This window comes from Vibrio sp. 1402 (genome assembly GCF_033340275.1).
Map to the genome: position 1 here is coordinate 1 of NZ_JAWOWE010000015.1, position 11,718 is coordinate 11,718.

Here is an 11,718-nt window from a genome sequence, read left to right on the forward strand (position 1 = left end):
CGGATAAATTTGCATCAAAAGCGGTCAAAAGAGCACGTTATTTCTACAGTTCTCTAAATTTATCTGCGAAAAGAGCCACTTTTTCCCAATTGGTGTACTCCACCTCTTTGGTCGTATCGGTTTCGCCACCCGTCATCGACATAATGAACCTAATCATAGTTCTGTCGAACCAGCTATAACGTGGGTAATAAAGTGCACCAGCAAAAACACCGATTAGCGTTGGTTTCCAAGGCGACTTAATTAGGAACTTGCGAATGTAGGCACTACCTTCAGGTGTATCCTTTCCTTGGTCCTCTTTACGAGCGGTTAGGTTTACGCAGAAAAATGCCACTTTATTTTGCTCCAATTGATTGAGATTTCGCTCAATAAACTGGTATAGCTTTTTATTAAGATGACCATAACGAATAGAGGCGCCTATCAACACTCTGTCGTATTGACTGAAGTCAATCGTCTCGACATTATGTAAATCCACCAGCTCACACTCGAAGTCTGGAAGTTGTTCATTTATATAGTGGAGAATTTTTTTAGTCTGCCCTTCGCGGGAAGAGTATAGAAATAATGCTTTTGCCACGATTTCCCCTTAGCTACGCCAAAACGTCGGCGTAAGTAGAATAAGTAAGGTAAAGATTTCCAAACGACCAAACAACATAGAAACAATCAATACCCATTTTGCTTTGTCGTTAACATCACCAAAGTGAAGCGCCACTTCTCCCAAGCCAGGACCGAGGTTGTTCAGAGTCGCAGCCACCGCCGAGAACGCGCTTAGCTCGTCCATCCCTGTAGCAATCAAGCCCAACATACAGACCACGAACACCAAAGCGTAAGCAGAGAAAAATCCCCAAACCGCATCAACGACTCTTTGCGGTAGCGCACTGCCACCCACTTTGATGGTGTAAACCGCACGAGGGTGCACCAAACGTTTTAGTTCACGCGCACCTTGTAAGGTAAGAAGCAGGATACGGATCACTTTCATGCCGCCGCCTGTTGAACCAGCACAACCACCTATAAAGGAAGAGAACAATAACAGCACAGGTAAGAAGAGCGGCCAATCCGCAAAACCTGTTGTCGTAAAGCCCGCTGTTGTGGATATTGATACGGTTTGGAACAGAGCCTGATCGAAAGCATCGTATGTCGATGTGTAAGAGTGATGTTTCAGTAATAATAGAAAGCAAATGATAAATAGCAGCACTTGAATAAACAAGAAGGCGCGAAACTCAGGATCTTTCCAGTAATACTTGGGATGTACGCCACCTGATGCAAATGCAGCAAAGTGCAGTGTGTAATTACATGCAGATATAAGCAGAAAAACCACCGTAATCAGGTTAATCGCGTAACTATCAAAGTATCCGATGCTGGCATCGTGGGTAGAGAAGCCGCCAATAGCAATGGTGGAAAAGCTGTGACTGATGGCGTCAAATGGCGTCATACCAGCTAACCAAAAAGCCGAAGCACAGGCGATAGTCAGGCTCAAATAGATGTACCAAAGCGCCTTAGCAGTTTCTGCTATGCGCGGCGTCACTTTAGTATCCTTGACTGGACCTGGGATCTCGGCGCGGTAAAGCTGCATACCACCGATGCCAAGTACTGGCAAAATCGCCACCGCTAATACGATGATTCCCATACCGCCGAACCACTGCAGTAACTGTCGATAGAATAGAATCGCTTTAGGTAACTCATCCAAACCAACAATAACGGTCGCCCCGGTCGTAGTGAGAGCAGAAAACGATTCAAAAAACGCATCTGTCACTGAGACGTTCGGGTTGTCAGCAATGAGAAAGGGGATCGAGCCTGCACTGCCAAGTACTGTCCAGAATAAGACGACAATAAGAAAGCCATCTCGAGCTTTAAGCTCGTGCTTATACCTGCGGTTTGGGTACCAACAAACGGCCCCACAAAACAGCAGAACAAAAAATGTCGTGACAAAAGGCACACCAGCACCATCTCGATAGATCAGCGCAACGAGTGCTGGCGCAAGCATAGTGACACTAAAGAGTGCGAGCAGTAGCCCGACGATTCGAATAATTGAACGAAATTGCATGGATAAATTGACTAGCGAAGCTGTCCCTGTTGCTTCCTGTTTTTCATTATTGTCCGTCTAGCGGAGTGACAATTGCCTTTGCCCCGCTTTTATTGATGATTGCTTGGGTAAACGCGCTCACTTCTCGAAGCTCAATTTCCACCACTAATACGACCTGATCGCTGTATTCAGCCTCGACTTCTATCGCGCCAAATTGCGGCATGATTGATTGTGCGATAGGCATAAACCCATAGTCTAACGTTAGTCTGAGCTTTGTGGTTATTTTTTTCTCAATAGTTTGAAGCAGCTTGAGCGCTTGTTGAACCCCACCCCCATACGCTTTAACCAAGCCGCCTGTACCTAACTTGATTCCACCAGAGTATCGCGTGACCACAGCCGTGATCTCCCCCACCCCAGATCCAGACAGCTGCGCCAGGATTGGTTTGCCTGCTGTTCCGGACGGCTCCCCATCATCACTAAAGCCCCATTTCATTGAATCTTCCGGGCGACCAGCAACAAAGCCCCAACAGTTATGTCTGGCATCAGCGTGTTTAGCTTTGATTTGATCAACAAATGCTTTTGCTGCTTCGATACTTGGCGTGTGTGCCAAATAAGTAATGAAGACGCTCTTTTTAATTTCTTCTTCAAATTGAGCGGGCTCTGCTGGAATCAGATAAGGCTTGTCATTCATAGGATTATGGATTCATGTCTATTTGCCTGAAGTCTATCACGAGTGTGATTTACCCGTCGCATAAGATCTGCCACAGCGCACAATGTTAAACACTTGTTTAAAAAATGTATTGAAATTAAACAATCCACGATCCAAACTAACTTTACTGGTCAAACCAGAACAAAAATAAAACGACTTCCTCGATACCTATTTGCCGAGGTACACGGCGTCGTTGAAATAGGTATACAGACAATCCACGATTGTATGTCATGGAGATAGACAATGATTTACCAAGCCGAAACCCTACAGGTAAAGGAAATACAAGATGGTATTGCAGAGCTAAGCTTCTGCTCTCCAAAATCCGTCAACAAACTCGACCTAGCGACATTAGAATCGCTAGATAAAGCTCTTGATGCGCTCATTGCCCATCAAGGCCTCAAGGGGTTGTTGCTCACTTCAGATAAAGACGCATTCATTGTAGGCGCAGACATTACCGAGTTTTTAGGTCTGTTTGCTAAAACGGATGCCGAGCTCGACCAATGGCTGCAATTTGCTAATAGCATCTTTAACAAATTAGAAGACTTACCCGTTCCGACCATCTCAGTGATCAAAGGCCACGCTCTTGGTGGCGGTTGTGAATGTGTGCTAGCAACAGACATGCGTATTGGTGACAAAACCACCAGCATCGGCCTACCAGAAACGAAACTGGGAATCATGCCGGGCTTTGGTGGTTGTGTACGCTTACCTCGCGTTATTGGCGCAGACAGCGCAATGGAAATCATCACCCAAGGTAAAGCATGCCGAGCTGATGAAGCATTGAAAATTGGCTTACTCGATGCTGTTGTAGAGACTGATGCTTTATACGAATCAGCACTACAAACTCTTAACTCTGCAATTAATGAGAAACTTGACTGGCAAGCACGCCGAGCACAGAAAACATCGCCTCTAACGCTGAGTAAGCTTGAATCAATGATGAGCTTCACCATGGCGAAGGGTCTGGTGGCACAAAAAGCAGGTCCTCACTACCCTGCCCCAATGACAGCCGTTATCACGATTGAAGAAGGTGCTCGCTTTGCACGTAATGAAGCGTTAGACATTGAACGTAAGCACTTCGTGAAATTGGCTAAATCGGAAGAAGCAAAATCACTCGTTGGCCTATTCCTTAATGATCAATACATCAAAGGCATTGCGAAAAAAGCAGCGAAGTCAGCAAGTAAAGACACGCAACGTGCAGCCGTATTAGGTGCAGGTATCATGGGTGGCGGCATTGCTTACCAATCAGCGCTAAAAGGTGTGCCAGTCTTAATGAAAGACATCGCGCAAGCATCGCTCGACCTAGGCATGACTGAAGCATCTAAGCTGCTGAATAAACGCTTATCTCGCGGTCGCATTGATGGCTTTAAGATGGCGGGTATTTTAGCGTCAATCACACCGAGCTTACATTACGCAGGTATTGAAAACTCTGATGTGATTGTTGAAGCTGTCGTTGAAAACCCGAAAGTAAAAGCAGCAGTTTTGAGTGAAGTTGAGTCCCATGTCGGTGACGACACCGTTATCACCTCAAACACCTCGACGATTCCTATCAACCTATTGGCAAAATCACTAAAACGCCCAGAAAACTTCTGTGGTATGCACTTCTTCAACCCAGTGCATCGTATGCCTCTTGTTGAGATCATCCGTGGTGAGCACACCTCTGATGAAACCATCAATCGTGTTGTGGCGTATGCTGCGAAAATGGGCAAATCACCAATTGTCGTTAATGACTGCCCAGGGTTCTTCGTTAACCGCGTATTGTTCCCATACTTTGGCGGCTTCAGCATGCTACTTCGTGATGGTGCTGACTTTACGAAAATCGACAAAGTCATGGAGCGTAAGTTTGGCTGGCCGATGGGACCGGCGTACTTGCTTGACGTAGTCGGCATTGATACCGCGCACCACGCACAAGCTGTGATGGCTGACGGTTTCCCTGAGCGTATGGGTAAACAAGGTCGTGATGCGATTGATGCACTGTTCGAAGCAGACAAATATGGTCAGAAAAATGGTAATGGCTTCTACAGCTACACCATAGATAAAAAAGGTAAGCCGAAGAAAACCTTCTCCGAAGCGATCTTACCGGTACTTGCTGACGTTTGTGCCGATAAGCAGGACTTTGACGATCAGACCATCATTCAACGTATGATGATTCCAATGATCAACGAAGTGGTGCTGTGCCTACAAGAAGGCATCATTGCCACTCCACAAGAAGCGGATATGGCACTGGTTTATGGTCTTGGTTTCCCTCCATTCCGCGGTGGCGTATTCCGCTATCTAGACAGCGTGGGTATTGCTGAATACGTTGAAATGGCAAAACAACACGCCGAGCTAGGTGCGATGTACCAAGTACCGCAAATGCTGATTGATATGGCGGCGAAAGGTGAAAGCTTTTACGGTGCACAACAGCAAGGTTCTATCTAAGGAGGGATTCTAAAATGACTAATCAAACAAGAAATGTTGTCGTAGTCGATTGTCTACGTACTCCAATGGGTCGCTCTAAAGGTGGTGCTTTCCGTCATACACGAGCAGAAGATCTATCTGCGCGCCTAATGAAAGGCATTCTTGCGCGTAACCCACAAGTGAACCCAAGCGAGATTGAAGACATCTACTGGGGCTGTGTACAGCAAACACTAGAGCAAGGCTTTAACGTTGCACGTAATGCGGCGCTGCTTGCTGGTCTGCCGATTGAAATTGGCGCCGTGACGGTGAACCGCTTGTGTGGCTCATCAATGCAAGCGCTTCACGACGGTACACGTGCCATCATGACTGGCGATGCTGAAATCTGCCTAATTGGTGGTGTTGAGCACATGGGGCATGTGCCAATGAACCACGGTGTAGACTTTCACCCAGGTATGTCAAAGAACGTAGCAAAAGCTGCGGGCATGATGGGCTTAACGGCTGAAATGCTTGGTAAATTACATGGTATTAGCCGTGAGCAACAAGACGAGTTTGCCGCTCGCTCTCACGCTCGTGCGCACGCAGCAACCGTAGAGGGTCGTTTTAAAAACGAAATTCTACCAATTGAAGGCCACGCAGCAGACGGCACACTGTTCACTCTGGATTACGACGAAGTGATTCGCCCTGAAACATCCGTTGAAGGTCTATCTCAACTTCGCCCAGTGTTCGACCCTGCAAACGGTACAGTAACGGCCGGTACATCATCGGCTCTGTCTGATGGTGCATCAGCGATGTTGATCATGAGTGAAGAGAAAGCCAATGAGCTTGGCTTGAAGATTCGTGCACGTATTAAAGGCATGGCCATTGCGGGTTGCGATCCTTCCATTATGGGTTACGGTCCTGTACCTGCGACGAAAAAAGCGCTCAAGCGTGCCGGTCTTTCAATTGAAGACATGGATGTGGTTGAGCTAAACGAAGCATTTGCCGCGCAGTCTCTGCCGTGTGCTAAAGACTTGGGCCTGCTTGATGTTATGGATGAGAAGGTCAACCTTAACGGTGGTGCGATAGCATTGGGTCATCCACTAGGCTGTTCTGGTTCACGTATCTCAACAACGTTGATCAACCTAATGGAAGCGAAAGACGCGAAATACGGTCTGGCCACCATGTGTATCGGTTTGGGTCAGGGCATTGCGACAGTATTTGAACGACCATAACAGTTCAAGACGTTGTTGTAGTGATCGAGCCAACAATCATAAGCAAATGAACTAGTACTAAAATTTTTGGTATTACACTTAAGGGCGACAATTGATGTCGCCCTTTGTTTTACATCAAACATGCATGAAGAGCATACATTAAATGCTCAAGTTTCATTTTATTCATAGACAAAGAAGACATACACTTAGACCAGTTGATATCTTGCTGCATGTGACCCAGAGTCATGCTACCGCACAATCGGAGAACCTTATGTTTAATGCTCTAGTTCTAAATCAAGAAGACAAACGTACTATCGCTAACATCGAGCAAATCGATGAAACACAACTGCCTGAAGGTGACGTTCTGATTGACGTTGATTACTCATCGTTAAACTACAAAGACGGTCTTGCGATCACAGGTAAAGGTAAAATCATCCGTAACTTCCCGATGGTGCCAGGTATTGACCTAGCAGGTACGGTAGTAAGCTCAGAAGACGACCGCTACCAAGCTGGTGACAAAGTTGTCCTTACTGGCTGGGGCGTGGGTGAAAACCACTGGGGTGGTATGTCTCAGCGTGCTCGTCTAAAAGCAGATTGGCTAGTACCACTACCAAAAGGTCTAGACAGCAAGAAAGCAATGATGGTTGGTACTGCTGGTTTCACAGGCATGCTATGTGTTCAAGCACTGCTTGATGCAGGCATCAAACCTGAAAATGGTGAAATCCTTGTAACTGGCGCAAGTGGCGGTGTAGGCTCAGTCGCAGTAACGCTTCTAGCACAGCTTGGCTACAAAGTTGCTGCAGTGACAGGTCGTGTAGAAAAAAATGGCCCGCTACTTGAAAAACTAGGTGCTAGCCGCATCATCGACCGTACTGAATTTGAAGAACCAGCACGTCCACTTGAAAAGCAAGTATGGGCAGGTGCGGTTGATACTGTAGGCAGCAAAGTACTGGCTAAAGTATTGGCGCAAATGGATTACAACAGTGCAGTTGCAGCTTGTGGTCTTGCAGGTGGTTTTGATCTACCAACCACAGTGATGCCGTTCATCCTACGTAATGTTCGCCTACAAGGTGTGGACTCAGTAATGTGCCCAACAGAGAAACGTATCGCTGCATGGGAAAAGCTGGTCGAGCTACTACCAGACAGCTACTTCGAGCAAGCGTGTACTGAAGTTGCTCTTGCTGAAGCACCGAAATATGCAGAAGACATCACCAACGGTCAAGTAACGGGTCGTGTGGTTATCAAGCTATAAACACTGACTCAGTGTAAACAGACGAAGAGCCGGCATTGCTGGCTCTTTTTTGTTAGCAGTTCAGTCCCATATCTTCGATACGTTTAGCTATCAGACGGCTACACTCTTCACGCACAATCGTTCTTAACCATTCTTGAGCGGGAGAATGCTCGCAACGCGCATGCCAAATCATCGAGTATTCAAACGGCGTGAATTGGAATGGTAACGGTTTCACCACTAAGTCATAACGCTCGGCAACCAGATACGCCAAGTCCGCTGGCACTGTGATGATAATTGGCAAGGTATCCATGATCGCCAATGCGGCTTCTAAATGGTACGCCCGCAGGACCATTTTACGCTTAGGTTTCTCCATCAAAGCTTGTTCGATCAGTGCCTTAACACCATCACTGATGGCGATCATGGCATGTGGATGACTCAGATAATCATCCAAGCTCATTTCTTTATTCGCTAATGGATGCTGTTTTGAAAGCATACACAGCACCCCCACTCGCCCCAACACTTCACTGCGTAGAGGCTCCACCGGGCCTGTCGGGCGACAAATCGCTAAGTCTGCACCTTCATAAGTGAGCTGATCTGATAAACGGTCGTGTTGCAGTGGTAAGAAGTTGAAAGACACGTTTGGCGCTTCTTGGTAAATTCTCGGCAAAGCGAACGGTAAGATCGTTTGCATGGCATAGTCGGTGGTCACGATGTTGAAAGTCTGTACGCATTGCAATGGGTCAAACTCAACCGGAGATAACAACTGACGTAAAGACTCTAATGGTTCGCCCAATGAGCGATCGATCTCTAACGCTTTCTGAGTTGGGATCAAATGCTGTCCCTGACGAGTAAACAGCGGGTCTCCCAATAAGTCGCGTAGACGACCAAGCACACGACTCATTGCCGATTGACTCAAGTTCAGACGTGTTGCCGCCTTACTGACACTGTTTTCTTCTATCAGTACTCGCAACGCAACCAGTAAATTTAAATCTCGGCGATAGATGTCTTCCAGTTCCACGAATTAGCCACTTATTTTGTATGTGTTTGGGTAAATTGTACTCTTTAGGCAAAAAAAATCCCGCCTTTCAGCGGGGAAGCCCAAGAAAAATGGGGATAGTGTCGGAATGAAGTGTCGGTAAAAATAGGTGAGCGTTATTAAAAGCATTCTGATCCAAGCAAGAAGCGCTAATTTTCTTGCTCAGATGCGCCAGACCATCTGCGCATCTCGATCCAAATCCCAATAATAGTGGCAACCATGCCTACTAGAGGCGTCAAAGAGGTGTCAGCTGGCGTCCTGAGTACCAATGCACAAAACGAGATAAAACACAGCACTGAGTAAATCGTAAGTCTGTCTAACGCTGTTAACATTGCCTCTCCCTTGCCAGTTGTTACCAAATTGTTAATTTAAGGTAAAACAAAAAATTCGGTTTGCCAAGTGGTTATTGAATATTTTTTCAACGAAAGTAAAATTCAACGCTCAGTTAGTTACGAGAATCACACTATGAGCTTTAATCCTGAACTGGCAAACAAGACATTAGAGGCGGAAGGACTGCGCTGCCCAGAGCCAGTGATGATGGTCAGGAAGACAATTCGCAACATGCAAGATGGTGAGATTTTGCTGGTCAAAGCAGACGATCCATCCACGACTCGAGACATTCCGAGTTTCTGCCGCTTTATGGACCACCAATTAGTTGCGGCACAAACGGAGCAAGTTCCGTATCAGTACCTGATCAAGAAAGGATTGGAATAATCTGGTCGAACTAAAAACGGCAGCCTATATTGGCTGCCGTTTGTTTATTCGTCGTATTCGAGTGTGCGAACTTCTGATTGGAGCTTGTTAAGTTGTTTCTTCATTGCCCGCATCTCTTCATGCATAGGAATGATGTGAGCGACACGAATCCACGCTTCTACTGTCAATCCAGTAAGGACGAACGATCCTGCTACAATCGGTAACCACATATCAGTTAGCACCATCGCTAGTAAACACAGCGCTAAACCAAAAGTGAATAAATAACTCTGACTCTTCGGGGACATCCCCATGTAACGTGTAAGCATAAACTTGCCCTCTCGCTATCATTCACACCATTAAACTACCATGACAAGTATGACACTTATATGTCATCCGTCACGCAACGGAACGATTTAGAGTCAGAGTTTGAACTCGCGCAGCGCGCCACTAATGATTGATAACTCACATCATTTCACGTGTAAAAAATCAGAACAGTGCAGCCCCTATTGCCAGAGCAATAAACAAAAATGCGGTGATTTTACGGATCAGCCCTAAAGGCATCTTGTCGGCCGACAATTTACCAATCAGGACCACAGGTACATTCGCCAGCAGCATACCGATTGTGGTACCGATAATCACCAAACTTAACGCATCCGCGTATTGCGCCCCTAAGATGGAAGTGGCGATCTGAGTTTTATCGCCTATCTCCGCAACGAAGAACGCGATAAAGCTGGCAATAAATGGGCCTCGATTAGAAATCTGCTCGTCATCATCCAGTTTGTCCGGGATCAGAACCCAAGCCGCCATCGCGACAAAACTGACCACCAGCACCCACTTTAAAATCTCAGGTGATAGATAGTCTGCGACAACCACACCTAACCATGCAGCCAAAGCGTGGTTGGCAATAGTTGCCAAAAAGATTGCTGCAATAATTGGGATTGGTTTTCGGTAACGACTTGCGAGTAATAGAGATAGCAATTGGGTCTTATCGCCAATTTCTGCTAACGCTACAGTAGTAATTGAAATAGCTAAAACGCTCACGACATGCTCATTGGGGCAGGGATTATTATTTTTAACCGAAGACAAACCTCACGCCCCTACCCCGGTTCGTGATGATTTGTCTAAGGTCTTGCTAAACTTGAAAGGCTTCAAGTCTCGAACGCCATGGTGATTTTGCACCAATTATGTTGACGGACGAACCAGATGAAACAGAAACTTCATCAGGTAAGCTACTCCCCAAAGACAGGCGCAATTCTAGCCACCTTTGTTGCGCTTCTCAAGAGCCAAAGCAGGCAAAAACTCCCTTTTAGGAAAAATACAGCAGATAACGCGGTAAAAATTCACTAAAGGAGAAAATCGCCCACGAATTAATCAAGATTAGCTCTACTCCCATGCTCAATATCTGGTTATACTAGATTGTTAATTTATTCAACCGTAATTACTCTTTATCGCCGTTGTTAGAGTTGAAAAACTCGGCATAGATGACGAATTAACGAGTAACAAGAGAATCGCGCGAACCTGACTTATGCAAAAATACGATATCAAAACCTTCCAGGGAATGATCCTCGCGCTGCAGGATTATTGGGCTCAAAATGGTTGTACCATTGTTCAACCGCTAGATATGGAAGTGGGTGCGGGTACCTCTCACCCAATGACCTGTCTACGAGCGCTTGGCCCAGAGCCAATGTCGACAGCTTACGTACAACCTTCACGTCGTCCTACTGATGGCCGTTACGGTGAAAACCCTAACCGTCTTCAGCACTACTACCAATTCCAAGTAGCGCTAAAACCATCGCCTGACAATATTCAAGAGTTGTACCTTGGCTCCCTTGAAGTTCTTGGTATTGACCCTCTTGTACACGACATCCGTTTCGTAGAAGACAACTGGGAAAACCCAACACTAGGCGCATGGGGTCTGGGCTGGGAAGTTTGGCTAAACGGCATGGAAGTGACTCAGTTTACTTACTTCCAGCAAGTTGGTGGTCTTGAGTGTAAGCCAGTAACTGGTGAGATCACTTACGGTATCGAACGTCTAGCAATGTACATCCAAGAAGTAGACTCTGTTTACGACCTAGTTTGGAACATCGCACCAGACGGCAGCAAAGTGACTTACGGTGACATCTTCCACCAAAACGAAGTAGAGCAATCAACTTACAACTTCGAGCACGCAGACGTTGAATTCCTATTTGGCTTCTTCGAACAGTGTGAAAAAGAGTGTAAAGAGCTACTTGAGCTTGAAAAGCCACTGCCACTACCTGCTTACGAGCGCATCCTAAAAGCCGGTCACGCATTCAACCTACTAGACGCACGTAAAGCGATCTCAGTAACTGAACGCCAACGTTACATCCTACGCATCCGCAACCTGACTAAAGCAGTTGCAGAAGCATACTACGCATCGCGTGAAGCTCTTGGCTTCCCAATGTGTAAGAAAGAACAAGCGTAAGGGGT

The 11,718-nt window shown here is 46.3% G+C and carries 12 protein-coding genes; 5 read left to right on the forward strand and 7 right to left on the reverse strand.

The features are described from left to right. Nucleotides 1-43 precede the first annotated feature (43 nt). Genes hemG through R7044_RS20755 form a run of 3 tightly spaced genes read right to left on the reverse strand, consistent with a single transcriptional unit; the run spans nt 44 to nt 2,708 of the window. Nucleotides 44-571 carry a menaquinone-dependent protoporphyrinogen IX dehydrogenase gene (gene hemG, locus R7044_RS20745; RefSeq protein ID WP_225455792.1) on the reverse strand — a complete coding sequence of 176 codons (528 nt, stop codon included), beginning with the start codon at nt 569-571 and terminating at the stop codon, nt 44-46. A 9-nt stretch (nt 572-580) separates the two neighbouring features. Further along, on the reverse strand, nt 581-2,038 hold the full coding sequence (locus R7044_RS20750; protein WP_005378893.1) for a TrkH family potassium uptake protein: 1,458 nt from the start codon (nt 2,036-2,038) through the stop codon (nt 581-583). A gap of 46 nt (nt 2,039-2,084) precedes the next feature. Beyond that, nucleotides 2,085-2,708, reverse strand: coding sequence for a YigZ family protein (locus tag R7044_RS20755; RefSeq protein WP_005378891.1), 624 nt, complete (start codon nt 2,706-2,708; stop codon nt 2,085-2,087). Between the two features lie 261 nt (nt 2,709-2,969). Between R7044_RS20755 and fadB the strand changes: the two genes are divergently transcribed. The 3 genes from fadB (at nt 2,970) to R7044_RS20770 (ending at nt 7,562) form a co-directional block, all read left to right on the forward strand. Beyond that, entirely contained in the window at nt 2,970-5,141 is a 2,172-nt protein-coding gene (gene fadB, locus R7044_RS20760; protein WP_054579435.1) for a fatty acid oxidation complex subunit alpha FadB, read from the forward strand. A 14-nt stretch (nt 5,142-5,155) separates the two neighbouring features. Then, nucleotides 5,156-6,331 (forward strand): acetyl-CoA C-acyltransferase FadA, encoded by a 1,176-nt coding sequence (gene fadA, locus R7044_RS20765; RefSeq protein WP_006743176.1) that lies wholly within the window; start codon nt 5,156-5,158, stop codon nt 6,329-6,331. Nucleotides 6,332-6,581: 250 nt separating this feature from the next. Next, the gene (locus tag R7044_RS20770; protein ID WP_005378882.1) at nt 6,582-7,562 is read left to right on the forward strand and encodes an MDR family oxidoreductase; all 981 of its coding nucleotides are present in this window, start codon (nt 6,582-6,584) and stop codon (nt 7,560-7,562) included. A 52-nt stretch (nt 7,563-7,614) separates the two neighbouring features. On the opposite strand, the gene R7044_RS20775 is transcribed toward R7044_RS20770, so the two are convergent. Both R7044_RS20775 and R7044_RS20780 read right to left on the reverse strand, forming a co-directional pair. Then, the gene (locus R7044_RS20775; RefSeq protein ID WP_017821924.1) at nt 7,615-8,559 is read right to left on the reverse strand and encodes a LysR family transcriptional regulator; all 945 of its coding nucleotides are present in this window, start codon (nt 8,557-8,559) and stop codon (nt 7,615-7,617) included. 167 nt (nt 8,560-8,726) lie between these two features. Then, a complete protein-coding gene (locus R7044_RS20780; RefSeq protein WP_005378880.1) occupies nt 8,727-8,909 on the reverse strand; it encodes a hypothetical protein in 183 nt (60 codons plus the stop codon). Nucleotides 8,910-9,042: 133 nt separating this feature from the next. On the opposite strand from R7044_RS20780, the gene tusA reads away from it, so the two are divergent. Beyond that, nucleotides 9,043-9,291: a sulfurtransferase TusA gene (gene tusA, locus R7044_RS20785; protein ID WP_005378879.1), complete on the forward strand. Its 249-nt coding sequence runs from the start codon at nt 9,043-9,045 to the stop codon at nt 9,289-9,291. Nucleotides 9,292-9,335: 44 nt separating this feature from the next. Here tusA and R7044_RS20790 read toward each other — a convergent pair whose 3' ends face one another. Further along, a complete protein-coding gene (locus R7044_RS20790) occupies nt 9,336-9,596 on the reverse strand; it encodes a hypothetical protein (protein WP_005378878.1) in 261 nt (86 codons plus the stop codon). Nucleotides 9,597-9,756: 160 nt separating this feature from the next. Next, a complete protein-coding gene (locus R7044_RS20795) occupies nt 9,757-10,311 on the reverse strand; it encodes a TMEM165/GDT1 family protein (protein ID WP_005378877.1) in 555 nt (184 codons plus the stop codon). Nucleotides 10,312-10,795: 484 nt separating this feature from the next. Here R7044_RS20795 and glyQ point away from each other — a divergent pair, with 484 nt between their 5' ends. Continuing rightward, on the forward strand, nt 10,796-11,713 hold the full coding sequence (gene glyQ / locus R7044_RS20800; RefSeq protein WP_005383818.1) for a glycine--tRNA ligase subunit alpha: 918 nt from the start codon (nt 10,796-10,798) through the stop codon (nt 11,711-11,713). Nucleotides 11,714-11,718 lie beyond the last annotated feature (5 nt).